Origin of the sequence: Sphingobium sp. HDIP04 (assembly GCF_000445085.1) — a bacterium.
Classification (GTDB): domain Bacteria; phylum Pseudomonadota; class Alphaproteobacteria; order Sphingomonadales; family Sphingomonadaceae; genus Sphingobium; species Sphingobium indicum.
Window position 1 is genome coordinate 17,181 of sequence record NZ_ATDO01000142.1, and the last position, 23,104, is coordinate 40,284.

Sequence of the window (23,104 nt, forward strand, 5' to 3'; positions counted from 1 at the left end):
AGGGCGAAGGCGCTGATTTGCAGGCCCTCGCCCTTCCAACCCGCCCCAAGCCATGACAAGAAGCGGACCATGAGCGAACGACCCCATCTGCTGCTCGTCGATGACGAGCGCTCGATCCGCGAGCCGCTGGCGCAATATCTCGGCCGCAACGGCTTTCGCGTGACGGCCGTCGAAAATGCGGCGGAAGCGCGGGTGCGCCTCAACGCCAACGCCATCGATCTGGTGATCCTCGACATCATGATGCCGGGCGAGGACGGGCTGTCGCTCTGCCGCCATATCCGCGAAACCAGCGAGATTCCGGTGATCCTGCTCACGGCGAAATCGGAAGAGACGGACCGCATCGTCGGGCTTGAGATGGGCGCCGACGATTATGTGCTGAAGCCCTTTTCCCCCCGCGAACTGGTCGCCCGCATCAAGGTGATCTTCCGCCGCGTCGCGACCGGCGGCCAGCGCGTCACGGCTCCCGACGGCGCCACCTATGCCTTTGCGGGCTGGCTGCTCAAGACGCAGGAGCGCACGCTGGTCGACGGCGAAGGCGTGGCGCTGCCGCTTTCCACGGCGGAATATAATCTGATGCTGGCCTTCGCCACCCGGCCCAATCAGGTGCTGAGCCGCGACCAGTTGCTGGATATCACCCAGGGGCGGGAGGCCAACGCCTTCGACCGGGCGATCGACAACCAGATCAGCCGCCTGCGCAAGAAGATAGAGCCGGACCCCAAGAACCCGACGCTGATCAAGACGGTCTGGGGCGGCGGCTACACCCTGTCGGCGGACGTGCGCAAGCTGTGAGGCGGCTGCGCCTTTGGCCGCAGGGCGTCGTCGGCCAGATCATCATCCTGGTCGCGCTGGCGCTGTTCGTGGCGCAGGCGATCAATTTCGCCCTGCTGCTGCGCGAGCGGCAACGGATCGAACTGACGGCGCAGACGGCGCCGGGCGTCTACCGCATCGTCGATGCGCTCGACAACCGGCCGGACCGGCGCGGCGGCGATGAGGCGGACCGGCGGGGCCGGGTGCGCTTCCTGGACGCCGCCCCGCCCTTGCTGGGGCAAGCCCGGCCGGATGTCGAGCGCCGCGCCCGGGCGATGTTCGACGATGTCGGCCTTTCGGTCCGCTCCATCCATGCGGTCGAACAGAACCGGCCGCTGCCCATGCGGCGCTGGGACAATTTCCGCCTGCGCGCGGACGTGGACAGGCACGCCCCCATGCGCATGACGCGCCTTGCGATGGCGGTCGAATATCAGCCGGGCAAATGGGCGCTGACGCAGACGCGCATCGGGGGCCGACCGCCGCGCTTCGGCGGCTGGCTGGTGGGGCAGACGCTGATCCTCTACGCCATAGTGCTGCTGCCGCTGCTTTGGGTCGGGCGCAGGCTGGCGCGGCCGTTGAAGCAGTTGACCCGCTCGGCGGAGCAGTTTGCCCGCACCGGATCGGCCGATGCGGTGGAGGAGCGCGGCCCCGGCGACGTGCGGCAGCTCACCATGGCCTTCAACGCGATGCGCAGCCGCATCTTCGCGATGCTGAACGAGAAGGACCGGATGCTGGGCGCCATCGGCCATGATCTGCGCACGCCGCTGGCCTCGCTGCGGGTGCGCGCCGAATCGGTGGAGGACGAGGGCGAGCGCGCCCGCATGTCCGAGACGATCGACGAGATGAACCGGATGCTGGAGGATATTCTCTCGCTGGCCCGCGCAGGGCGCAGCAGCGAAGCCCGGCAGAAGGTCGACCTGTCGGCGCTGGCCGATGCCGCGGTCGAGGATTTTCTGGAACTCGGTTCCCCGGTCGACCTGGCCGACAGCGAGCGCGTGGTGGCCGATGTCCGGCCCCAGCAGATCAGGCGGGCGCTGCGCAACCTGATCGAAAATGCCATCGTCTATGGCGAGCGGGCGCATGTCTCGGTCGAAAGGGCGGACGGCGCCATCCGGCTGATCGTGGCGGATGACGGGCCGGGCATATCCGAGGAGCGGATGGAGGAGATGATGGAGCCCTTCACACGGCTGGAGGGCTCTCGCAATCGGGATACCGGCGGGGCGGGCCTGGGGCTGGCGCTGGTGCGGGCGATCATGATCGAACATGGCGGCGCGCTGAAACTCGCCAATCGGGCGCAGGGCGGGTTGGAGGCGAGCCTGGTCCTGCCCGCCTGAAAACGGCGCTTTTCCGCCGAAGTTCACAGTGTATGCGCGCGCGTGCCTGGGCGCGCGTAGGCGTCGGGCGCAATGTGTCGGACGTTTCAAAGAGGGGTGGGGGATAGGCCGGGCGGCGGGCGGTAGGACAGGCCGGATTGGCTGATGTTGGAAAATAGGACATTTTGTCAGGAGCCTGTTGCCCTTGGGCCACATGGGCTTTTCTGCGGCGGCCTCTGGGCAAGGTCGAGGAGGAGGGGCTGAAATTCGCCAATCCAGATATACCCCTCCCGCAGGCGGGAGGGGCCAGGGGTGGGCGCGAGCGTAGCGAGCTTCTGACTAGGCCGCGTGGACAAATTCGGAATGTCGGGAAATGGCCATGAGCGGACATCATTTACCGTCACCCCGGACTTGATCCGGGGTCCCGCTTTCTTTCTGAGTGCGCGCCCAGCCCAAGGCAGCGGGACCCCGGGTCAAGCCCGGGGTGACGAATAGGGGAAGGTCCGCAATCCACCCAAATCCCTCAGTCAGGCGAGTCTTGAATTTGTCCACGCGGCCTAGGCTCTGTCTGCATTCACCGTATCCATATCATGGCGCATGCGAGATGGACGAAGCCCATGAAGGCAGAGAGGGTTTTCTCGCAGCGCAGGGCGATCCTTCGGAAGCGCTTGAGTTTGTTGAAGAAGCATTCGACCTGATGGCGCTCCTTGTAGAGCCTCCAGTCGATGGCAGGGGCGATAGCGCGGCTGGGATTGGCCTTGATCTGCGCGATTGCGCCAAGGTCATCGGCAATGAAGGCGCGTAGCGGATCGGCATCGTAGGCAGCATCGGCGATGACGTGGCCGACGCCTTCCAGCCCGGACAGAAGCGTCTGGGCCTGCGGGCAATCGCCATATTGCCCTGGTGTCGGACATATCCGAAGCGGCAGACCGATCGCATCGACGGCGGCGTGCAACTTGGTCGTCAGGCCGCCGCGCGAACGACCGATGGCGGCACTTTCAGCCCCCCTTTTGCGCCGCTTGCATCGGCGTGGACCTTCGAGATCGTGCTGTCGATCATCACATATTCGAAGTCCGGCGTGTCGGCCATGGCATGGAAAAGCCCCTCCCATACCCCGTTGCGTGACCACCGGCGGAAGCGCGCATGAACCGCCGTCCATTTGCCGAATATATCCGGTAGATCGCGCCAATGCGCCGCGTTCCCCGCCATCCACAGGATCGCATCGACAAACAGTCGATTATCAACGCCGCTCCGTCCAGGCGTCCCGGCACGACCCGGAAGATACCCCTCGATCCGGTTCCATTGCTCATCCGTCAGCACCCGTCTGCTCAAAGATCGTCTCCTTCAACGACCTTGAATCAGAACTCTCATAAAATGGGAATCCCATGAATGCAGACAGAGCCTAAGGCTCTTGTCCTTTGATGTCGCATTTTCCGAGCCGTTGAGCGTGAACGGTCAACTTGAAATGCTCTGGCCGTTGCAAAGTAACGCGGAGGTCGCGCCAACCCACCCCCTGGCCCCCTCCCGCCTGCGGGAGGGGGGATGACGGGAAGCCACCCATGGCAGCGGTCCGGCTCAGTGCTTGCCGGGCTTGTTCGACGTGCCCGGCGCCGTCGGGTTGATCAACTGCGCGCCTGCGGGGAGGCTGGTGCCGCCCATGTCGAGCTTGCGGGCTTCGGTCCGCGCCATGGTCATCGGATTGTCGCGTTCCCTGATCGCGGCCCTGGTTTCGGCGACGGCTTGTTCGTCCGCATCGCCGCCATTCGCGCCGTGGCTCCACCCCAGGATGATCGACATGCGCCGGTTGCGCGGGTCGTAGACGTCGCCCTTCGCGAAGGGTTCGCGGTCGGCCACGCCCTCGATCCGGGCGAAGCGGTCGTTGCCGATGCCGCTCGCGGCCAGCGCCTTGCGCGTGGCTTCGGCGCGGGCGGAGGAGAGCATCCAGTTGTTCATCGTCTGGCCGGCGCTATAGGGCAGGCCGTCGGTATGACCGCGCACGATCAGCGGATTGGGCATGGTCCGGATCGTTGCCGCGACCTCGTTCACCAGTTCCCGCGCCTGCGGCAGCAGCCGGTCGGTGCCCATGGCGAACATCGCGAAGTCCGCCTCGTCGATCAGGTCGATGCGCAGCCCTTCGTGCGTTTCGGTGAAGCGGATATTCTTCAGCAGCTTGCGGATGCCCTGGCGGCGGGCCATGCGCGCCTCCAGTTCCTTCCTGATCGATTCGAACTTGGCCCGATCGGCGGCCTTGGTGGCCTTGCCGCCCTGGTCCTTCGTGCCCGATGCGTCGCGGGGGATGGTGATGGCGAGATTGCCCTGACCGCCGGTGGTCGGATAATTTTCCTTCGCCGTCATGCTGTCGCCGCCGAACATGCCGTTCGACCCGGCCGAGCCTTCCTTGAGCTGCACCAGCGTCGGCGTGAAATAGTCGGCCAGCCCCTTGCGCTGCTTTTCGGTGGTCGCGCCCAGCAGCCACATCAGCAGGAAGAAGGCCATCATCGCCGTCACGAAGTCGGCATAGGCGACCTTCCATGCGCCGCCATGATGGCCGCCATGACCCTCCACCACGATCTTCTTGACGATGATCGGCCGGGGTTCAGGCTCGTTCGCGCCGCGCTTCTTCTCGGCCATGGCTTATTTGCCCCGCATGCCGTCGAACACTTCGGCAAAGGCCGGCTGGTTCGCATGGGTCAGGCTGGAGCGCGCCGCCTCTATCACCAGCGGCTGCGGATGGCCGTGCAAGGAGGCGACGATGATCTGCTTGACGACATGGTACATCGACCCGTCCGCCTCGATCACCGCGCGGCAGCGATTGGCGAAGGGATTGACCATGCCATAGGCGAGCAGAACGCCCAGGAAGGTGCCGACCAGCGCCGAACCGATCATGCCGCCCAGGATCGCCGGGGGCTGGTCGATGGACCCCATGGTCTTCACCACGCCCAGAACCGCCGCGACGATGCCGAGCGCGGGCAAGGCGTCCGCCAGCCCCTGCAGATTGTCGGCGGGGCGCAGCGCTTCGTGATGATGGGTCTTGAGCGCATTGTCCATCACCTCCTCGACCGCATGCGGGTCGAGCGTGCCGGAGGAGACGACCACCAGCCGCAACGTGTCGCTGATCAGGTGGATCAGCGTCTTGTCGCCCATCAGGCGCGGATATTCGGAGAAGATGGTGGAGCTTGCCGGATCCTCGATATGCGGCTCCAGCGCCACCGGGCCTTCGACGCGCAGCGTCTTCATCAGCTTGGAGACGAGGAAGATGCAGTCGAGGAAATCCTGCTTCTTGTATTTCGGGCCCTTGAACACCTTGCCCAGGCCGCCGCCCAACGCCTTCAGGTCGCTGCCCGAATTGCCGATGATCAGCGCGCCGACGGCCGCGCCGCCGATGATGATCATTTCATGCGGAAGCGCGTGCAGAACCGGACCGATGTCGCCGCCTGTAAAGATGAAGCCGCCGAACACCATGGCGAGCAGCACGACCAGGCCGATGATTGCGAACATGATTATCCCCGAAATTCTGCCCGAAGGCGCCGTCTTGATCGAAGCATCGCATGAGAGACGCTCTCGATTGGTTAATACGGCTTGGCGATGCCGTGATTTAGGGTGCGGGCCGAAAAAAGGGTGGCGATGTTCTCAACGGAAAACGCTTTCCTTCAGCCAGTTCGTCCAAAGTGCAGCCTGTTCCTGCGAAGGCAGGAACCCAGCCCTGCCGTCGGAACTGGGTTCCTGCCTTCGCAGGAACACGGAGCGCTTGGGATTCGCTTATTTGATCAGGTCGAACAGCGTCTGCTGGTTGATCCGGGCGAAGGCGGATTGCGCCGCCTCCAACTGGAGCAGCTTGGCCGAAACCGAGGAGATGACTTCGGTCAGATCGGTCGATTCCAGATCGGCCCGCCGTTCCTTGAGGTCGATGTCGATATCGGTGAGGCGCGTGCCGATCACGTCCAGCCGGTCGCTGCGCACGCCCTGCTTGGTCTGTTCCAGGACGACATGATTCTGCGCCGCCTTGACGGCGTCCAGCGCGGCGACGACGTCCGCGTCCACGCCGCCTTGCAGGGCGGTGATGCTCTGGCCCAATATGGCGTCCAGCGTCATCGGCGTGCCGCCGACGTCGATGCCTTCGGACACTTCCTGCCGGGTGCCGACCACCGCCAGGTTGAGGCCGCGGCTGACCGGAACCAGGACGCTCTGCCCGTCGTCGAAGGTCGGGACGCCGTTATAATCCTTCTGGTTGAGCAGCGCATCGATGGTCGTGCGGATCGTCTTCATTTCCTCGACGATGGCGGTCTTGCTGGCGTCGTTCAGCGCTCCGTTGCGGGCGGCCGTCAGCAATTCCTGCGCGCGGGTCAGCAGCGTGTTCATCTCCTGCAGATTGGCTTCGGCCGTGGCGGCCCGCGCCGTGCCGGTGCTGACGTTGGACTGCCAGGCCGCCTGCTGCGCCTGCGCCCGGCCGATGTCCGACACCTGCACCCAGGCGAGCGCGTTTTCCGACGGCCTGGTCAGCGTCTTGCCGGTCGAAATGGCGGTCTGGCCGTCGACTATGCCCTGGGAAAGCTGCTGCTGACGACGGATTTCCGCCAGAAGGATCTTGTTGGTGATGCCTACCATGGTTCGGTTCCTTGCCTTCAGATGATCTGCAGGATCGCGTCGACGGTTTCCTTCGCGACCTGAAGGATCTTCGCGCAGCCCGAATAGGCCTGCTGGATGCGCAGCAGGTCGGCCGCCTCCATGTCCAGGTCGACGCCGCTCACCGCTTCGCGCGCGGCCACGGCCTGGTCGCTGCGGCTCTGTGCGGTGGTCTGCTCCGCCTTGGTGGAGGAAAGCAGGTTGGCGTGCGTCGCGATCAGCGCGGTCCAGCCCTGTTCGACGCTGCCATTGCCGCGCAGCACCGTGGATACGGTCAGCAGATTGCCGTTCGCCGTGCCGTCGCTCGATTTGACGGCAAGCTGGGCGGGGTCGCTGATCAATGCGGTGACCGTCGCGGCGCTGGCGCCGGACAGCAGCGGCGCGCCCGCAGCGCCGGGGCTGCCGTCGGTCAGGCCCTGCGCATGCCAGGCGTTCATGTTGGCGACGAACTGCTGCGCCAGCGTGTCGAGGCTGGCGCGGCGCTGCGAGACCGTGCCCGCGGCCGAAAACAGCCCGCCCAGCGTGCCGCTGGTCGGCGCGGCGAGGGCGGCGCCCGCGCTCGTCGCCAGGGCCAGCGTGCCGTCGGCGTTGACGGTCAGCGCCAGCGGCGTGGCGGCGTCGCCCTGCACCAGCGTCTGGCCGTTCAGCGTCACCTGCGCCTGGTCATGCGTGCCGAAGCTGACGTCGATATTGAGGTTGGACGACAGCGTGCCAAGCGCCGCGTCCCGGCTGTCGAGCAGTTGCGCATAGGCCGACGTGCCCGGCTGCGCCCGCAACAGGCTGTTGTTGATGTCCGCGAGGGCGGAGAGCGCCTGGTTGATCGTCGTCACCGACGCCTGCGCTTCCGTCGCGATGCCGCTCGACACCTGCACCAGGTCGGCCGCCGTCTGGTTGAAGGCCTGGGCGACGCGGCCGATGCTGTCCAGCGTCGTCACGCGCAGCGATTTGTCGTTGGGGCTGGCGGCCAGCTTGTCCATATTCTGGAACATGCCGGTCATCAGTTGGCCGATGCCGGTTTCCGTGTCGTTGAGCGCGGTTTCCGAATCGGTCAGCCAGCGCATCCGCGCCAACGCGCTGCCAAGCTGGGTGTTGGTGTAGCGCACCGTCGCGTCCAGATAGGGATCGGTGGCACGGTTGACGCTCTTGACGTCGGTGCCGCCGAAATTGGCGCGGGAGATGTAGACGGCCATGGTCGCGGTGGACGAACCGGATTCGACCGTCGTCACCGACCGGCGCGAATAGCCCTCCGTACTGGCGTTGGCGATATTCTCCGACACCGCCGCCATGGCGGTGCGATAGGCCTTCGTGCCTGAGGCGCCGATGATGAAGAGGTCGCTCATTCAGCCTTGTCCGCCGGGCTGGCGGGCGCGGATGCGCCGGGCCTGGTCCCGAACTGGCGCATCAGCATCTCCGCGATGCCCAGCGTGCCGCGGCTGGCCATGCTGTCGGCGGTGCGGGCGTCGGCCATGTCGCGAAACTGGTCGGTGGCGCTGGAATCGCTGATGCCCTCGGCCAGGCTGGCCGAGCGCATCGCGCCCATCATCTGGCGCAGGAAGATCGCCTCGAACTGCTGCGCGGCCTTTTCGAGGCCGGCCCTGTCCTGCGTTCCGCCCGGCTGAGCGGCTGTCCCCGAAGTCGCACCGATCTGCATCACAACACCACCAGTTCAGCCTTGAGCGAACCTGCCTGCTTGAGGGCTTCGAGGATCGCGACCATGTCCGCGGGGGAGGCGCCGATGGCGTTCACCGCCTTGACTATATCGGCCAGGGAGGCGCCGCCTTTAAAATTTATCATCGGCCGCTTTTCCTGATCGATCGAAATCGAGCTGGATTGCTCGACCGCGGTCTGCCCTCGCGAGAAGGGCGCGGGCTGGACGACGCGGGGCGATTCGTTGACGCTGACGGTGATTTTCCCGTGCGCGATGGCGGCGGGGTGGATCTTCACCGCGCCGTTGATGACGACCGTGCCGGTGCGGGCGTTGACGATGACCTTGGCGGGCGCGTCGGCGGGCGCGACCTCGATATTCTCGATCAGGCCCATCATCATGATGCGGTCGGTCGCGCCGGGCGCGGCGTCGATGGAGACGGATACCGCGTCGGTCGCCCTGGCGCGTCGGTCGCCGAAGGTGCGGTTGATGCCGTCCGCCACGCGCAGGGCCGTGGTGAGGTCGGCTTCGGACAGGTTGAAGGTGAGGGTGGGGGCGGTGTCGAAGCCGGTGGCGACGGCGCGCTCCACCGTCGCGCCGCCCGGAATCCGGCCGGCCGAGGGGATGTTGACCGACACCTGGCTGCCGTCCGCGCCGGATACGCCCAGGCCGCCGACGGCGAGGTTGCCCTGCGCCATGCCGTAAATCTCGTTATCCGCGCCGCGCAAGGGGGTCATGATGAGCGTGCCGCCGCGCAGCGACTTGGCCTTGCCGAGGGCGGAGACGGTGACGTCGAGCCGCTGGCCGGGCTTGGCGAAGGCGGGCAGGTCGGCGGTGACCAGCACGGCCGCCGCATTTTTGAGCGCGGGGTTGATGCCCTGCGGCAAGGTGAGGCCGAAGCGCGAGACCACGCCCTTCATGCCCTGCGTCGCATAGTCCAGGCTGTCGTCGCCGGTGCCCGCAAGGCCGACGACGATGCCGTAGCCGGTGAGCTGGTTCGGACGGACGCCCTGGAATGTGCCGAGATCCTTGATCCGCTCGGCATGGGCCGGGGCGGCGAGGAGGGCGAGGGCGGTGAGGATGGCGATTAAGGTGCGGTGGAAGGCTTTGCTCCAAACACTCTCGTCATTCCCGCGAAGGCGGGAATCCATCTCCAGCCGCATCCCCAGGCGCAAAACCGGGAGATGGATTCCCGCCTTCGCGGGAATGACGGAAAGGAAAGGGTGCGAGAAGGAGGCCATGGGACGTTCCATCAGAAGGGGCTGATCATGGAGAAGAAGCGCTGCAGCCAGCCCTGGCGGCTGGCGCGGGCGATTTCCCCCTTGCCGGTGTAGATGATCTTCGCGTCGGCCACGCGGGTCGAGGCGATGCGGTTGTCCGGGCCGATGTCGGCCTGGCGGACGAGGCCGCTGATCTGGATATATTCGTCGCCGCGATTGAGCGTCAGCGCCTTTTCGCCCTTCACCAGCATCGTGCCGTTGGGATAGGTCGCCGCGATGGTCACGGTGATTTCGCCGTTCAGCGCATTGGACTGGGTGGCGGCGCCCTTGCCGGTGAAGGCGTTGCTGCCGCTGGAGCCGATGTCGCTGGCGGAGAAGATCTTGGACAGCGGGCCGGTGCTGGGCGGGGTCAGCGCGATGCTGCCGTCGCGGCTGGTGTCGGCGCTGTTGCTCTTGGTCGCCTGGGTCCGTTCGACCAGGACGATGGTGATGATGTCGCCCACGCTGGTCGCGCGCGCGCCGCTGGTGAGCGGAGTATAGCCCATCGACGCCTGAAAGATCGAGCCGTTCGCCGCCGGGGCGGCAGGAGCGGCAACGACGGTGGGGGCAAAAAATTGCCGCTCGGCATCGCGCTTCTTGCCGGCCATGGCCGGGGAGGTGGCGAGGGCGGCAAGCGCCAGTCCGAATATCATTCGTCCTGAGCGAAGTCGCAGGATGCGTCCAGCCGACGGGGAGGCCACTTCGACAGGCTCAGTGGAGGGCTTCGACAGGCTCAGCCCGAACGGATTATGTGGCGAGAACATGGTTAGGCTCACAACTGCTGGTTGGCATATTGGAGCATTTCGTCGGTCGCCTTGATCATCTTCGAATTGACCTCATAGGCGCGCTGGGTTTCGATCATGTCGACCAGTTCCTCGACCACGTTGACGTTCGAGGTTTCGAGATAGCCCGCGCGCACGACGCCGCGCCCGTCCAGACCCGCGACGCCGACCTGCGGCGTGCCGCTGGCGGCGCTTTCCTTGAGCAGGTTGCCGCCCACCGAGGTGAGCCCGCCCGGATTCATGAAGCTCGCCAGTTCGATCTGGCCGAGCTGGGTCGGTTCGGTCTGGCCCTGGAGCGTCGCGGAGACGGTGCCGTCATTGCCGATGGTGACGCTGGTCGCGCCCTCCGGCACGGTGATCTGCGGGATGAGGGGCAGGCCGTCGCTGGTGACGACGACGCCTTCGGCCGTGGTCGTGAAATTGCCGGCGCGGGTATAGGCGATGGAGCCGTCGGGCTGCTGCACCTGGAAATAGCCGGAGCCCTCGATCGCCATGTCCAGCGTGTTGCCGGTCTGGTTCAGCGTGCCCTGCGCGTTGATCTTGCTGGTGCCCTGCAGGGCGACGCCGGAGCCGAGGTTGAGGCCGGTGGCGAACTTGTTTTCGCTGTCGCTGTTCGCGCCCGCCGCCACGATCTGCTGATAGGCCAGCGTCTCGAAATCGGCGCGGTCGCGCTTGAAGCCGGTGGTGTTGACGTTCGCCAGGTTGTTGGCGATCACGCGCATCTTCGTGTTCTGCGCGTCGAGGCCGGTGCGGGCGACATGAAGGGCGGCGTTGGTCATCGTCTATCTCCGTGAGGCAGGCTCATGCGGGCGTCAAAGCAAGGGTCGTGCCAGATTAACCATTAATCGAGGCGCATCAGCGACGCGCCGCCGTCGTCCAGTTGCTTGGCGGTGTCGATCATCTTGATCTGGGTTTCCCAGGCGCGGCTGGCCTCTATCATCTGGACCAGCGCCGATGTGGCGTTGACGTTCGATCCCTCCAGCGATCCGCCCGTCACGGTGGCGATGGGATCGTCGGGCAGGACGCCGCCATTCGCTTCGCGGAACAGGCCGTCCGTGCCCTTGGCGATGCTGGAGCCGACCGGGTTGACCAGCTTCAGCTTGTCGACCTGCTGCGGGTTGGCGGGATCGCCGCCCTGCGGCACGCCCCAGATGCTGCCGTCCTTGGCGATGGAGACGCTGTCCATCTGCGGCAGGGTGATGGGTCCGCCCTCGCCCAGCACGACCAGGCCGTCGCCGGTGGTGAGCAGGCCGCTGTCGCTGACCTTCAGGTCGCCGCGGCGCGTATAGGCCTCGCCGCCGTCCGGGGCCTGAACGGCGAGCATCGCGTCGCCGTTCATGGCCACGTCCAGCGGATTGCCGGTTTCGGTGACCGCGCCTTGCGCCATGTCGGCGGCGATCACCTGTTCGGATGCCTGCGCCCGCGTGTTGAGGTTGTCGCCCTTGATCCAGCGCGTCTCGGCATTGGCGATCTCGGCGCGAAAGCCGGTGGTGTTGACGTTCGCCAGATTGTTGGAGATCGCCGCCTGCCGCGCCATCGCGCCGCGCATCGCGGTGAGTGCCGTGTTGACGAGCCGGTCCATGGGGGTTCCTTCGCAGGTCTTTTATGCAGTGTGTTCCTGCGTAGGCAGGAACCCAGTTCAGACGGCGGGACTGGGCTCCTGCCTTCGCAGGAGCACGTTACCTACCGAGGCGAACTATTACGTCCGCATGTTGACGATAGTGGTCGACAGCGTGTTCGCCGCCTCGATCGCCTTCGAGTTTGCCTGGAAGTTGCGCTGGGCGGAGATGAGGTTCACCAGTTCTTCCGTGATGTCGACGTTGGAGCGTTCCAGCGCGCCGGAGCGGACCGAGCCGAACAGGCCGCTATTGCCGGTGCCCAGCATCGGCGCGCCGCTGGCGTTGGTGGCGGTCCAGTGGGCGTCGCCGCTCTGGCGCAGCCCTTCCTGGCTGTTGAAGGCGGCGATGGCGGTCGCGCCCAGATAGACGGTGGAACCGTCGGCGTAGACGCCGGTGATCTTGCCTTCTTCCGATACGCCCACGCTGGTGAGCTGGTTGCCGGTGCCGCCGTCGGGCCAGTTGGTCGGAATCTTGAGGTCGGTGAGCGAAGCGGGGGTCAGCGTGCCGGTCACCGTGGGCGCGCCGGTCGTGGGATCGAGCGGAATGACCTGGAGCCGGGCGCCGGTGGTGTCGACGACATAGCGGTCCTCTTCGACCGAGAAGGCGCCGTTGCGGGTATAGCCGATCTGGTCGTCGGCGCTGCGCTTCACCGTGAAGAAGCCTTCGCCGGTGATGGCGAGGTCCAGCGTCTTGTCGGTGGTTTCGATGGTGCCCTGGGTGAATTGCTGGCTGATGCCCTGGGTGCGGACGCCCTGGCCCGCGACCTGCGTGGTGGTCTGCATCGGCGCGGCGGCGAAGATGTCGCCGAACACGGCCTTGCTCTTCTTGAAGGCGGTCGAATTGACGTTGGCGACATTGTTCGCCGTGGTCGACAGGTCGGTCTGGGCGGCCTTGAGGCCCGAAAGCGAGATGTAGAAGGACATGGCGTTGCTCCTTGGGTGAAAGGAAAGGGATTAAGCGAGTGAAATGGCGTCGGTCGGCTTGTAGGTGCCGAGCGGAGTGATGAGTTTCGACGAACTGCCGTCGGCGGGCGATTGCACGGCGGCGATGGTGGCCCAGCTCGCGACGCGGCTGGGGTTGGCGCCGTTGACCTTGATCCGGAGGGCGTCGGTGGCGATGCTGTTGCCCGCCTCGTCCTTGCCGTCCCAGTAGAAATTGACGTCGCCCCTGGGCTGGTCGCCGAGGTCGATGGTCTTGACGACATTGCCGTTGCCGTCGATCAGGTCGACCGAAGCGCCGCTGGTGGCGTCGGCAAAGCTGACCTGGCCCATATATTGGCCGGCGGCGTCGGGGGCGGCGATGTTGCTCTGCACCAGCATCGACTTGCCGATCCAGCTTGCCGCGTCGCCCAGGCGCGATCCGGTCAGTTCCGACGCCAGATTCTTCAGCGTCTGGTTCATTTCGGCGATGCCGCTGCTGTTGGTGATGGTCGCCATCTGCGCGACCATCTGCGCGTTGTCGACGGGTTCGAACGGGTCCTGCGTCTGCATCTGCGCGGTCAGCAGGCGCAGGAAATCCGCCTGGCCCATTTCCGACTTGCCCGTGCCGACCTTGGCATTGGGGTTATAGACGGACAGGCCCGCTTTGTCGGTGGCGGTCGTGGTCGTCATTTGCCGATCCTTATGGTTTCCATCATCAGGGACTTGGCGGTGTTCAGCACCTGCACGTTGTTCTGGTACATGCGGGCGGTCTCGATCATGTCGACCAGTTCCGCGCTGCTATCCACGGCGGCTTCCCAGACATCGCCATTCTTGTCGGCAAGCGGATGGTTGGGATCGTGGCGCTTGGTGGGCTGCGCGTTGGTGGTGACGACATTCTGGACCTTGACGGTCGAGACGCCGGGGCTGTCGGTGACCGACTGGAACACCGGCTTGATCGCGCGATAGGCCTCCGCCGCGCTGCCGGTGACGTTTCCGGCATTGGCCATGTTGGAGGCGGTGGCGTTCAGCCGCACGAGCTGCGCGCTCATGGCGCGGCCGGCGATGTCGAAGACGTTCATGGGGCCATGGCCGCTCATGCTCATTCTCCCTTCAGGGCGCGGGTGATGGTGTTGATGCGGCCCTCCAGGAAGGAGAGGGTCGTGCGATATTTGACGGCGTTTTCCGCGAACAGTGTCTGTTCGGTGCTGAGTTCGACGGTGTTGCCGTCCAGGCTCGACTGAAGCGGCACGCGATAGCCCATGGAATCGTCCACCGCCTGCGACACGTCGGCGGCGGACTTGCCCTGCCGGGTGGTGGCTTCCTTGAGGGCGGACTCGAAATCGATGTCGCGGGCCTTATAGCCGGGCGTGGAGGCGTTCGCGATGTTGGACGCGAGCAGGGACAGGCGCTGCGAGCGAAGCGCCAGCGCCTGTCCATGTATCCCGAACAATCCGTCTTCCAGCGACATTGCACATCTTTCCGTTTTTTCGCCCTGCCGGGCCTAAAACTTCCGGTCGCTCCGCCGTTCTGAGGCCTGATGGCGTGAACCGCGGGTGATCCAGCCCGATATTCGCAAGAGCCGTGCCAATTTGCGTGGGTGACGCACCGGCAGGGCGGAAATGGCGGAAATCCGGGGGATCGCATGAGGATGGCGGCAAGGGCGGCAAAATTTTGCCGGCGGGTGGCAGCGCTTTGCCGCCGGCCGGTCGGGCGTGAGCGGGGACGTGAAGATGATCGGGATCATGGCGCATTTGTTCGACCCGCTGACCCTGCTGGCCATGGTCGCGGGCGTCGGGCTGGTGGCGCTGTTCCAGAATGGAGCGCGCGCGCTGGGGCGGGCCTTTGCCGCCCTTGTCCCCCTGCTGCGCGCCGATCCGACAAAGGACCGGGATGCTGCGCGGGCGGCGATGCTGAAGATCGACCAGGTCGCGCAACTGCGCGGCCTTGCCTGCATCGACCGGGTGAAGACCGCCAACCCCTATCTGACCGAAGCCGCGCGCAAGCTCGCCAATTGCGAGAAGACCGAGCAGTTCGAACTGTGGGCCGTGCAATCGCTGGCCGACCGGGCGCAGCGCCACGGCGCCGCCTGCAAGGCCTGGCTGTCCATCGCCGACGCGGCGCCCGCGCTGGGCATGGCCGGGACGATCATCGGGCTGGTCGGCATGTTCGCCGCGATGGACGATCCGGCGGCGCTGGGGCCTTCCATGGCGCTGGCGCTGCTCACCACCTTCTATGGCGTGGTCATCGCCAATGTCATCGCCGCGCCCGTGGCGACGCGGCTTGCCGACCTGTCGGAGCGGGAACTTGCCTGGCAGAAGGAAGTCACCGACCGCATGGCCGCCATTGCGCGCCGGGAAAATGTGCCGATGCGCCGCGCTTCCATCCGTGAGGTGGCATGAATATTTCCACCCTCGCCAGTGCGCGGCGCGGGCGCTGGGCGCTCAGCTTCGCCGACCTGCTGCTGTTGCTGCTGGGTTTCTTCGTGATGCTTCAGGCCAGCGGCCAGCGGCGCGACGCCGTGCTGGCGCAGGTGCGGCAGCAATTTGGCGGCCATGCCGGCCGGCCCATGGAAATCCGCGCTGCCGAGCTGTTCCTGCCCGGAGAGGCGGTGCTGACCGAGCAGGGCCGGAAGCGGCTGAAGGTCGTGTCGGATCGCTTCGCCCTGGGCCGCGAGCGGCTGGAGGTCAGCAGCCGGGGCACGGACGCCGCGCATCGGCGCTTCGACGGCTGGGATCTGTCGGCGGCGCGTCTGGGCGCGGTGGCGCGGGCGCTGAAGGCCGACGGCATTGGGGGCGACCGGCTGGCGCTGCGCGGACTGGACCAGTTGGATGGCGAGGGCGGCAAGGGGCAGGTGATCCTGATCGCCGCCGGGCGTTAGGCCCGCCCGAAAGTCCGGCGTGACTGCCCTCCACCGGCCCTTGTCCATCACATGGCACGAATATTGCATACTCCATGGTTAATCCTGTCCGCTTTCGGAGAGACGCTGTGAACCATTTGCCCAAGATCCTCCTTCTGGCGCTGTCCGTTTCAGCGTCCGACCCTGCGCTGGCGCAGCAGAAGTTTGAGAATCTGGACCGTATCGACAGCCTGGTCGCGATGACCGTCGGCGCCAATCTGGGCGAGCCGGGCGGCCCCGTCGCGCCGGTGGACCGGCGGTTGCGGCTGGCCGCCTGCCCCACGACGCCCAGCGTCGACGGGCCGGTCTTCGGCGCGGCCATCGTCAAATGCGACGCCCTGGGCTGGCGCATCCGCGTGCCTCTGGGCGCGGGGGGCGCGGCGGCGGCTTCCGGGCCGGTCGCCCGCTATGCGCCCGCCGCGCGTCCCGTCGCCAGGGAAGCCGTGGTGAAGAAGGGCGATCCGGTCCAACTGATGGCGGGCAATGAGAATTTCAGCGTTTCGCGCATGATGGTCGCGGACGAAGACGGCGCCGTGGGCCAGACGATCCGCGTGCGCGAAGACAGGAAAGGCGCGCCGATATTGGCGCAGGTCGTGGAAATGGGAATTGTTCGCGTTCCGGGATTTAATAATTTTTGAACCCGTCCGTATATAGGCTGTGCGGGACGAGTGAAGGAATGGAATCATGATTAAGTCTGTCGGCCAGAATATCAGCGCCGCCATAGAGGCGAGCCGCCTGAAGGAAGGCGGCAAGACCGTGCGCGCTTCGTCGGCCGGTTCGGTCGGCGGCACGTCTTCCTCGCCTCGTTCGGCCAGCCCCGCTGCCCGCATGGCGGCGGAAGGCGCGCCGGTCGACATGGATCGCGTCGCCGCGATCAAGGCCGCCATCGCGTCGGGCAATTATCCGGTCGATCCGGCGGCCATCGCCGACCGCATGATCGCGCTCGACCTGCCGGCGGCTGACTGACGCCATGCCGCTTGGCCTTGCAGCGCTGGATGAATTGAGCGCGGCTTTCGAGGAGCTGCGCGGGGCGCTGGATGGCGTGGACGCGGCGGAGATCGAAGCGGCGACGCAGCGGATCGCCAAAGCCGCCTCCGCCGTGCGCGCCATTGGCGTGTGGCGATCCGACGAAGCGGTGAAGGACCGGCTGAAGGCGCTCCAGCCGCTGATGGAATCGGCGCGAATCCGCACCAACCTGCTGGCGGACCATGCGAATCAGCGGCTTGCGATACTCGCGGTCCAGGGGGCGGAAACGGCGCCGCTGGTTTACGGGCGCTGAAATATTCCATTTCCGGCATATGCGAAGGCGCCCAGGAGGCGCCTTTTTTCACATCAACTTCTTACGTTCCTTCTGGACGCCCGGTGCTCCTGCCTTCGCAGGAGCACGGGTTCGCAGGCACGGGGGCGCGCCTTGATTTGACCGGAGCAGGCTCCATCCCCAAAAATCAAATTATGAGCGCGCGTTAACCAAATCTTGGCACGTCACTTGCTCTAATGACCCCCGGTACCAACGGGGATTGATCGAACCAGTGTCGGCTTTCGCAGACATCGCAGCAACAGGCGCTTCGACGGGCAACCGCGTGACCAACGCGATCGCCATGGCCAGCCGCAGGACGGGCGTGGACTTCGCCTATCTGCTGGGGCAGGCCAAGATCGAGAGCAGCCTCAATCCCACGGCCCGCGCCACCACCTCCTCCGCGACCGGACTGTACCAGTTCGTCGACCAAAGCTGGCTGGCGGTCATCGACCAGCATGGCAGCGAATATGGGCTGGGCTGGGCCGCCGACGCGATCAGCAGGGGCAGCAACGGCCGCTATCATGTGGCTGACCCCGCCCTGCGCCAGCAGATACTGGACCTGCGCAAGCATCCCGAAACCGCATCCGTCATGGCCGCCCAACATGCCGCCGACAACAAGGTCGCGCTGGAACAGCGGCTGGGCCGGGAGGCGGAGCCGGTCGACCTCTACATGGCCCATTTCCTGGGCGTCGGCGGGGCCGGCAGGTTCCTGTCGATGAACGACCGCGCGCCCAATGCCGCCGCGGCCGGCATGTTCCCGGCGGCCGCGCGCGCCAACCGCTCCATCTTCTACGACCGGCAGGGCAATGCCCGCAGCTTCGCGGAAATCCGCGACCGTTTCGCCGCCAAGCTCCAAAGGGGGTTCGATTCGGTCGGCGGCGCCATCCAATATGCCGAAGCCTCGCTGCCTGCGGGCGCGAAGGCCGTGCAGCCCGCCGACTATGTGCGGATCGAAACCGAGCGCCTTGCGAGCGCGGCCGATGTGACAAGCATCCGCCCGCAGCCGCAGACGGCGCGCCTCGCCTATCTCATGCTCGCCACCCTCGGAAGGTAACGGCCCGATATGACTCCCGCCCAAGTCAAAGCGAAGATCTGGATGAGTGCCGCCAAGGGAGCGGTGCTGCCCATCGCGACGCTGATGGTCGTGCTGTTCATGATGGTGCCGGTCCCGGCGGTCATGCTGGATGTCGGCTTCATCACCAACATCATGATCTCGCTGGCCGTGCTGATGGTGGCGCTGAACGCCGCCAAGCCGCTCGATTTCTCCAGCTTTCCCACGGTGCTTCTGTTCGCGACCCTGCTGCGGCTGGCGCTGAACGTCGCGTCGACCCGCGTGGTGCTGGTGAACGGGCATGAGGGCACCGATTCGGCGGGCCATGTCATCGAGGCCTTCGGTCATTTCCTGATCGGCGGCGACTATGTCGTCGGCATCTTCGTCTTCGCGATCCTGATGATCATCAACCTGGTCGTCATCACCAAGGGCGCGGGCCGCGTGTCGGAAGTGTCGGCGCGCTTCACCCTGGACGCCCTGCCCGGCAAGCAGATGGCGATCGATGCCGACCTGAACGCCGGCCTGCTGACCCCCGAAGAAGCCAAGGTCCGTCGCCGCGAAGTCGCGACCGAAGCCGACTTTTACGGCTCCATGGACGGCGCGTCGAAATTCGTGAAGGGCGATGCGGTCGCGGGAATCCTGATCCTGGCGATCAACATCGTCGGCGGCATCATATTGGGCGTGGTCAGCCACAAGCTGAGCATCGGCGAGGCCGCGCAGACCTATATCATCCTGGCCATCGGCGACGCGCTGGTGGCGCAGATTCCCGCGCTTTTGCTCTCCATCGCGGCGGCGGCCATCGTCACCCGCGTCGGCAGCGAGGACGATCTGTCGAACCAGATCACCAGCCAGTTCGGATCGGGCAAGGCATGGATGCCGGTCGCGGCGATCCTGACTTTCCTGGGCATTTTGCCCGGCATGCCGCACATGATCATCCTGCCCGCCGCTGCGGTCGCTGGCGGCATCGCCTGGCACCTGCGCAAGTCGAGCCAGCGCAAGGCGGCCGAGCCTGAACCCGCCGCCCCGCCGCCCAACCCGGCGCTGATCGAATGGAACGACGTGTCGGACGGCGCGGTGCTGGGTCTGGAGATCGGCTATGGCCTGATCGGGCTGGTGGACGAGCGCAAGGGCGCGCCCCTGATGGCCCGCATCACCGGCATCCGTCGTCAGTTGTCCAAGGAACTGGGCTTCGTCGTGCCGATGGTCCGGGTGAAGGACAATCTGGCGCTGGAGCCGAACCAATATCGCATCACCATCGCGGGCGTGGTCGTGGGCGAGGACGAAATCTTCCCCGACGACCTGCTGGCGCTGGACAGCGGCGCCCTGGAGGGCACGGTGTCCGGCCGCGAGGCGAAAGACCCGACCTTCGGCCTGGACGCCGTGTGGATTTCGCCCGCCAAGCGCAGCGAAGCGGTGGTCGCGGGCTATACGGTGGTCGATCCCCCGACGGTGGTGGCGACCCATCTCAACCAGTTGATCGCGATGAACGCCAGCGAGATGTTCGGCCTGGACGAGGCGCGCAAGCTGCTCGACAATTTGAAGGACGCCGCGCCGCAACTGGTCGACGGGCTGACGCCCGGCCTGCTGAACCTGACGCAGATTTCGGCGCTGTGCCGCGCCCTGCTGGCGGAGGGGATTCCGCTCAAGGATTTCCGCCGCATCTGCGAGGCGATGGTCGACGCGGCGCGGCCCGACATGACGCTGGACCAACTGGTCGAGGCGGTGCGCCAGCGGATCGGTTCGCTGATCATCCAGGGGCTGGTGCCGGTCAAGATGCCGCTGCCGGTGATCACGCTGGACGGCGATCTGGAAGCCTTGCTGGCGCAGGCGATGCGGGTCGCGGGCGATGCCCGGCACCCGATCGAACCCGCCCTTGCCAACCGCATTATCGAGGCGGTTATCACGGCGGCCCGCCCGTTGCTGGGGCAGGCGCGCAATTTCGCCATCGTCACGTCGCCGGTGGCGCGGCGCGCCATGGCCCGCCTGTTCAAGCCGCATCTGCCGGAGACGCCTGTGCTGTCCTTCCTGGAAATTCCCGACGGCAAGGGCGTGGAGGTCGTCGCCGTGGTCGGCGGCGAGCAGCGGCCCGCGCCGCGCCACGATCCGCTGCCTGCGCGCGAACGGGTTGCTTGAGGAGCCTGACCGATGTTCATGAATAGGGTCGTCGCCGGTTCCGATGCCAACACCTATGGCCGGTCCGCCCATGCCAGTTCGCCCGAACGGCTGGCGCGCCAATATATGCCGCTGGTGCGCAAGATCGCCTGGCACGTCCATGGCCGGGTATCGAGCGCCATCGAGATAGAGGATCTGCTCCAGATCGGCATGGTCGCGCTGGTCGAGGCCGCCAACGGGTTCGAGGATCGGGGGCTGGGCTTTGCCTCCTATGCGCAGATGCGCGTGCGGGGGGCGATGATCGACCATCTGCGCCGCCATGCGACGATGACCCGCTCCGCCATGTCGCAGCGCAAGCAGTTGGCGGCCATCCGCAACCGGCTGGAACAGAGACTGGGCCGGGCGCCGCTGGAGGCGGAGATGTCCGCGGAGATGGGGCTGGACGCCGCCGCCTATCGCGAAGTGGCCGACGGTTGCGAGATGGTGCAGCACACCAGCATGGACGAGGTCTATTCAGACCAGTCCATGTGGTTCGCCGATGTCGAGGACCGGGCCGACGACATCATGGAGCGGGAGTCGCTCAAGGGCGCGCTTGCCCAATATATCGGGGAATTGCCACAGCGCGAGGCGTTGGTGCTTCAGCTTTATTTCGTCGAGGAACTCAATCTGGAGGAAATCGGCGCGACGCTGGACATCGGCGCGGCGCGGGTCTGCCAGATCAAGAAAGCGGCGCTCGACAAGCTGCGCGAGAAATTGCGGGATTGGGATTGAATTCATCTAGCGCGACGTGCTCCTGCGAAGGCAGGAGCCCAGTCCGAACGGCGGCGTAATGAACTGGAGGCGGAACTGGGTTCCTGCCTTCGCAGGAACACGGAGCGATATACTAACTATCGTTCGCGGCGTTGGAAAAGTCCCTGATGGGCGCATTGTCCAACTGCAACTGCCGATAGCGGGTCTTCTGGTAATTCTGCGTCCGCCACCATGGTTCCGCCACCTGGAACAGGCCGCTTTTCGCGACATGGCTTCCCAGATCCTTGCGCGCCGTAAAGGCCGCGAAGAAGGGCGCCAGCACCAGCCCCGCCGCCACCGGCGCGATCCAGCCGAGCGAGGTGCCGGACCTGATCGCGAGCAGGGTCAGCCCCGCGCCGAGCAATATATGCCATTTGAACAGCCAGATCGCGGGCAGTATCGCCATGCCGTCGCGGTCGCGGGTCTGGCCGTTCCAACTGCTCTTGCGGCCCATCAATATGCCGAACAGGTTGATGGTCTGGGTCAGCATGCTGATCGGCGCCATCAGGATCGACAGCGCGATGTCGGCGATCACGCCGCGCACCATCCGGACGCCGCCGCCGAAACCGATGCGCCGCGCCGGATCGGCCAGCGCCCAGAGCAGCGCCAGCAGCTTCGGCCCGAACAGCAGCACCGCCGTCAGCGCCAGCAATCCGCCCGCGGGCAGGATCGCGCTGGGCGGCCAGACGCCCGCCGCCGCGCCCCCCAGCACCACCAGCATCAGCGCCAGCCACAGCGGCGAGGTGCAATAGGCGGACGCTCCGACGAAGAGCTGGAACTTGCTGACCGGGTGCATGCCCCTGATCTTCGAGAGAAGGGGCACATGCTGGATATTGCCCTGGCACCAGCGCCGGTCGCGGGTGGCGAGATCGGGCAGGGAAGGGGGGAATTCCTCGAAACTGTCGTCGGCCATGACGATATGCACGTCCCAGCCGCGACGGCGCAGCAGCGCGGCCTCGACCATGTCGTGGCTCATGATATGGCCGCCGAAGGGCGCGCGACCGGGCAGTTCGGGCAGGCCGCAGCTTTGCGCGAAGGCGCGGGTGCGCAGGATGGCGTTATGGCCCCAGAACATGCCCTCCGACCCCGACCACCAGATCATCCCGGCGGCGGAGATCGGCCCGAAGAGGCGGCTGGCGAATTGCTGCCAGCGGGCGAAGAAGGTGGAGGCGCCGACAATGGACGGCACCGTCTGGATCAGGCCGACATGGGGGTGCCGCTCCATATCCGATGCCAGGCGGGCCATGGTCTGGCCGCTCATGACGCTGTCGGCGTCCAGCACGATCATATAGTCGTAGGCGCCGCCGAAGCGTTCGACCCATTCGGCGATATTGCCGGGCTTGCGGCCGACATTCAGGGCGCGGCGGCGATAATGGACGGGGCGGGAAAAGCCCCGGCGCATCTTCAGATAGGCGGTGCGTTCGATCTCGCCATTTTCGGCGTTCGAGTCGCTCAGGATGAAGAATTCGAACCGCTCGCCGCCCATCACCTGCGCCAGCGAGCGCTCCATGATCGACAGGCGGCCCAGCACGCCCCGGAAATCCTCGTTGCAGACGGGCAGCAGCACGGCGGTGCGCCCGCGCAAGGGGGGCGTGGAGCGGGCGCGATAGGGGCGCACGCTTTGCCCCCTGCCCATGGTCAGCAGCAGGAAGCCGATCAGGCTGGTCGCGAAGCCGAAGGCGATCCAGGCGAAGAGCGGGATGAAGAGGGCCAGATAAACCCCTTCCCAAGCCGAAATGCCGTCCAGGCCGATGGAGCGCCGCATCTCATGCGCCGCCATGGACGCGGGCAGCAGGGCCAGCAGCACGACCAGCGTGCGCCGCGCCCAAAGGTCGATGTTGAAGGGGCGATGGGGCAGGTCGCGGGGCGTCGCGGCGAAATCCTGCGCGGGCATGGCCAGCGGCCTTTCCGGCGGCAGATGCTCGAACGCCCGGCCTGGGGTCGACCCGTTCGCCTTGTCGCTATGCACGCCGCCCGTCGCTTTCATGCCT

At 66.2% G+C, this 23,104-nt stretch carries 25 protein-coding genes; 10 read left to right on the forward strand and 15 right to left on the reverse strand.

Going from position 1 to position 23,104, the window contains the following annotated elements; all coding sequences use genetic code 11:
• Positions 1-69: 69 nt before the first annotated feature.
• Both L286_RS46220 and L286_RS46225 read left to right on the forward strand, forming a co-directional pair.
• Positions 70-789 (forward strand): response regulator, encoded by a 720-nt coding sequence (locus L286_RS46220; RefSeq protein WP_007682565.1) that lies wholly within the window; start codon positions 70-72, stop codon positions 787-789.
• Positions 786-2,141, forward strand: a complete 1,356-nt coding sequence (locus L286_RS46225; RefSeq protein ID WP_020820117.1) for a sensor histidine kinase — start codon at positions 786-788, stop codon at positions 2,139-2,141. The genes L286_RS46220 and L286_RS46225 overlap by 4 nt, the downstream gene beginning before the upstream one ends.
• A gap of 553 nt (positions 2,142-2,694) precedes the next feature.
• On the opposite strand, the gene L286_RS49875 is transcribed toward L286_RS46225, so the two are convergent.
• From L286_RS49875 to flgB, 14 genes are all read right to left on the reverse strand, one after another.
• Positions 2,695-3,452 (reverse strand): IS5 family transposase gene (locus tag L286_RS49875; RefSeq protein WP_152520581.1). Its coding sequence is split into 2 segments (ribosomal slippage): positions 2,695-3,134 and positions 3,134-3,452, totalling 759 coding nucleotides; the frame shifts between segments, so codons are not numbered across the junction.
• Between the two features lie 243 nt (positions 3,453-3,695).
• Positions 3,696-4,751, reverse strand: a complete 1,056-nt coding sequence (locus L286_RS46235) for a flagellar motor protein MotB (protein ID WP_020820118.1) — start codon at positions 4,749-4,751, stop codon at positions 3,696-3,698.
• Between the two features lie 3 nt (positions 4,752-4,754).
• The gene (gene motA / locus L286_RS46240; RefSeq protein ID WP_007682571.1) at positions 4,755-5,618 is read right to left on the reverse strand and encodes a flagellar motor stator protein MotA; all 864 of its coding nucleotides are present in this window, start codon (positions 5,616-5,618) and stop codon (positions 4,755-4,757) included.
• A gap of 261 nt (positions 5,619-5,879) precedes the next feature.
• A complete protein-coding gene (locus L286_RS46245; RefSeq protein ID WP_020820119.1) occupies positions 5,880-6,725 on the reverse strand; it encodes a flagellin in 846 nt (281 codons plus the stop codon).
• Between the two features lie 17 nt (positions 6,726-6,742).
• Positions 6,743-8,083, reverse strand: a complete 1,341-nt coding sequence (gene flgK / locus L286_RS46250; protein WP_007682575.1) for a flagellar hook-associated protein FlgK — start codon at positions 8,081-8,083, stop codon at positions 6,743-6,745.
• Entirely contained in the window at positions 8,080-8,394 is a 315-nt protein-coding gene (locus L286_RS46255; RefSeq protein ID WP_020820120.1) for a rod-binding protein, read from the reverse strand. The genes flgK and L286_RS46255 overlap by 4 nt, the downstream gene beginning before the upstream one ends.
• Positions 8,394-9,629, reverse strand: coding sequence for a flagellar basal body P-ring protein FlgI (locus L286_RS46260; RefSeq protein WP_238559351.1), 1,236 nt, complete (start codon positions 9,627-9,629; stop codon positions 8,394-8,396). Before L286_RS46260 ends, L286_RS46255 begins: the two co-directional genes overlap by 1 nt.
• Before the next feature lie 11 nt (positions 9,630-9,640).
• Positions 9,641-10,300 (reverse strand): flagellar basal body L-ring protein FlgH, encoded by a 660-nt coding sequence (locus tag L286_RS46265; RefSeq protein WP_020820122.1) that lies wholly within the window; start codon positions 10,298-10,300, stop codon positions 9,641-9,643.
• A 119-nt stretch (positions 10,301-10,419) separates the two neighbouring features.
• Positions 10,420-11,208, reverse strand: a complete 789-nt coding sequence (gene flgG, locus L286_RS46270; protein WP_007682583.1) for a flagellar basal-body rod protein FlgG — start codon at positions 11,206-11,208, stop codon at positions 10,420-10,422.
• Positions 11,209-11,270: 62 nt separating this feature from the next.
• Positions 11,271-12,011, reverse strand: coding sequence for a flagellar basal body rod protein FlgF (locus tag L286_RS46275; protein WP_020820123.1), 741 nt, complete (start codon positions 12,009-12,011; stop codon positions 11,271-11,273).
• A 117-nt stretch (positions 12,012-12,128) separates the two neighbouring features.
• The gene (locus tag L286_RS46280; RefSeq protein ID WP_007682587.1) at positions 12,129-12,971 is read right to left on the reverse strand and encodes a flagellar hook-basal body complex protein; all 843 of its coding nucleotides are present in this window, start codon (positions 12,969-12,971) and stop codon (positions 12,129-12,131) included.
• A gap of 30 nt (positions 12,972-13,001) precedes the next feature.
• Positions 13,002-13,658: a flagellar hook assembly protein FlgD gene (locus L286_RS46285; protein ID WP_020820124.1), complete on the reverse strand. Its 657-nt coding sequence runs from the start codon at positions 13,656-13,658 to the stop codon at positions 13,002-13,004.
• Positions 13,655-14,065 (reverse strand): flagellar basal body rod protein FlgC, encoded by a 411-nt coding sequence (gene flgC, locus L286_RS46290; protein WP_025161007.1) that lies wholly within the window; start codon positions 14,063-14,065, stop codon positions 13,655-13,657. The genes L286_RS46285 and flgC overlap by 4 nt, the downstream gene beginning before the upstream one ends.
• A gap of 2 nt (positions 14,066-14,067) precedes the next feature.
• Positions 14,068-14,436, reverse strand: coding sequence for a flagellar basal body rod protein FlgB (gene flgB / locus L286_RS46295; RefSeq protein WP_021224042.1), 369 nt, complete (start codon positions 14,434-14,436; stop codon positions 14,068-14,070).
• A 262-nt stretch (positions 14,437-14,698) separates the two neighbouring features.
• On the opposite strand from flgB, the gene L286_RS46300 reads away from it, so the two are divergent.
• The 8 genes from L286_RS46300 to L286_RS46335 all read left to right on the forward strand — a co-directional run bounded on the left by L286_RS46300 (position 14,699) and on the right by L286_RS46335 (position 21,095).
• Entirely contained in the window at positions 14,699-15,367 is a 669-nt protein-coding gene (locus tag L286_RS46300) for a MotA/TolQ/ExbB proton channel family protein (protein ID WP_020820125.1), read from the forward strand.
• Positions 15,364-15,846, forward strand: a complete 483-nt coding sequence (locus L286_RS46305) for a flagellar motor protein MotB (RefSeq protein WP_020820126.1) — start codon at positions 15,364-15,366, stop codon at positions 15,844-15,846. Before L286_RS46300 ends, L286_RS46305 begins: the two co-directional genes overlap by 4 nt.
• Before the next feature lie 74 nt (positions 15,847-15,920).
• Complete coding sequence (locus L286_RS46310; RefSeq protein WP_050983532.1) at positions 15,921-16,502, forward strand: flagella basal body P-ring formation protein FlgA; 582 nt, start codon at positions 15,921-15,923, stop codon at positions 16,500-16,502.
• Positions 16,503-16,548: 46 nt separating this feature from the next.
• Positions 16,549-16,830 (forward strand): flagellar biosynthesis anti-sigma factor FlgM, encoded by a 282-nt coding sequence (flgM, locus tag L286_RS46315; protein ID WP_020820127.1) that lies wholly within the window; start codon positions 16,549-16,551, stop codon positions 16,828-16,830.
• 4 nt (positions 16,831-16,834) lie between these two features.
• Positions 16,835-17,143, forward strand: coding sequence for a hypothetical protein (locus L286_RS46320; RefSeq protein WP_020820128.1), 309 nt, complete (start codon positions 16,835-16,837; stop codon positions 17,141-17,143).
• A gap of 250 nt (positions 17,144-17,393) precedes the next feature.
• Positions 17,394-18,215 (forward strand): hypothetical protein, encoded by an 822-nt coding sequence (locus L286_RS46325; RefSeq protein ID WP_025161008.1) that lies wholly within the window; start codon positions 17,394-17,396, stop codon positions 18,213-18,215.
• Positions 18,216-18,224: 9 nt separating this feature from the next.
• Entirely contained in the window at positions 18,225-20,345 is a 2,121-nt protein-coding gene (gene flhA, locus L286_RS46330; RefSeq protein WP_021224044.1) for a flagellar biosynthesis protein FlhA, read from the forward strand.
• A gap of 12 nt (positions 20,346-20,357) precedes the next feature.
• Positions 20,358-21,095, forward strand: coding sequence for a FliA/WhiG family RNA polymerase sigma factor (locus L286_RS46335; protein ID WP_013041201.1), 738 nt, complete (start codon positions 20,358-20,360; stop codon positions 21,093-21,095).
• A 112-nt stretch (positions 21,096-21,207) separates the two neighbouring features.
• On the opposite strand, the gene mdoH is transcribed toward L286_RS46335, so the two are convergent.
• Positions 21,208-23,100 (reverse strand): glucans biosynthesis glucosyltransferase MdoH, encoded by a 1,893-nt coding sequence (gene mdoH, locus L286_RS46340; protein ID WP_021224045.1) that lies wholly within the window; start codon positions 23,098-23,100, stop codon positions 21,208-21,210.
• Positions 23,101-23,104 lie beyond the last annotated feature (4 nt).

Excerpts from the sequence above, each read along its gene's own strand:
- L286_RS46220 (WP_007682565.1), top strand. The coding sequence starts at position 70 with ATGAGCGAACGACCCCATCTGCTGCTCGTCGATGACGAGCGCTCGATC.
- L286_RS46235 (WP_020820118.1), bottom strand. The coding sequence starts at position 4,751 with ATGGCCGAGAAGAAGCGCGGCGCGAACGAGCCTGAACCCCGGCCGATC.
- motA (WP_007682571.1), bottom strand. The coding sequence starts at position 5,618 with ATGTTCGCAATCATCGGCCTGGTCGTGCTGCTCGCCATGGTGTTCGGC.
- L286_RS46245 (WP_020820119.1), bottom strand. The coding sequence starts at position 6,725 with ATGGTAGGCATCACCAACAAGATCCTTCTGGCGGAAATCCGTCGTCAG.
- flgK (WP_007682575.1), bottom strand. The coding sequence starts at position 8,083 with ATGAGCGACCTCTTCATCATCGGCGCCTCAGGCACGAAGGCCTATCGC.
- L286_RS46255 (WP_020820120.1), bottom strand. The coding sequence starts at position 8,394 with ATGCAGATCGGTGCGACTTCGGGGACAGCCGCTCAGCCGGGCGGAACG.
- L286_RS46260 (WP_238559351.1), bottom strand. The coding sequence starts at position 9,629 with ATGGCCTCCTTCTCGCACCCTTTCCTTTCCGTCATTCCCGCGAAGGCG.
- L286_RS46265 (WP_020820122.1), bottom strand. The coding sequence starts at position 10,300 with ATGATATTCGGACTGGCGCTTGCCGCCCTCGCCACCTCCCCGGCCATG.
- flgG (WP_007682583.1), bottom strand. The coding sequence starts at position 11,208 with ATGACCAACGCCGCCCTTCATGTCGCCCGCACCGGCCTCGACGCGCAG.
- L286_RS46275 (WP_020820123.1), bottom strand. The coding sequence starts at position 12,011 with ATGGACCGGCTCGTCAACACGGCACTCACCGCGATGCGCGGCGCGATG.
- L286_RS46280 (WP_007682587.1), bottom strand. The coding sequence starts at position 12,971 with ATGTCCTTCTACATCTCGCTTTCGGGCCTCAAGGCCGCCCAGACCGAC.
- L286_RS46285 (WP_020820124.1), bottom strand. The coding sequence starts at position 13,658 with ATGACGACCACGACCGCCACCGACAAAGCGGGCCTGTCCGTCTATAAC.
- flgC (WP_025161007.1), bottom strand. The coding sequence starts at position 14,065 with ATGAGCGGCCATGGCCCCATGAACGTCTTCGACATCGCCGGCCGCGCC.
- flgB (WP_021224042.1), bottom strand. The coding sequence starts at position 14,436 with ATGTCGCTGGAAGACGGATTGTTCGGGATACATGGACAGGCGCTGGCG.
- L286_RS46300 (WP_020820125.1), top strand. The coding sequence starts at position 14,699 with ATGATCGGGATCATGGCGCATTTGTTCGACCCGCTGACCCTGCTGGCC.
- L286_RS46305 (WP_020820126.1), top strand. The coding sequence starts at position 15,364 with ATGAATATTTCCACCCTCGCCAGTGCGCGGCGCGGGCGCTGGGCGCTC.
- L286_RS46310 (WP_050983532.1), top strand. The coding sequence starts at position 15,921 with ATGGTTAATCCTGTCCGCTTTCGGAGAGACGCTGTGAACCATTTGCCC.
- flgM (WP_020820127.1), top strand. The coding sequence starts at position 16,549 with ATGATTAAGTCTGTCGGCCAGAATATCAGCGCCGCCATAGAGGCGAGC.
- L286_RS46320 (WP_020820128.1), top strand. The coding sequence starts at position 16,835 with ATGCCGCTTGGCCTTGCAGCGCTGGATGAATTGAGCGCGGCTTTCGAG.
- flhA (WP_021224044.1), top strand. The coding sequence starts at position 18,225 with ATGACTCCCGCCCAAGTCAAAGCGAAGATCTGGATGAGTGCCGCCAAG.
- L286_RS46335 (WP_013041201.1), top strand. The coding sequence starts at position 20,358 with ATGTTCATGAATAGGGTCGTCGCCGGTTCCGATGCCAACACCTATGGC.
- mdoH (WP_021224045.1), bottom strand. The coding sequence starts at position 23,100 with ATGAAAGCGACGGGCGGCGTGCATAGCGACAAGGCGAACGGGTCGACC.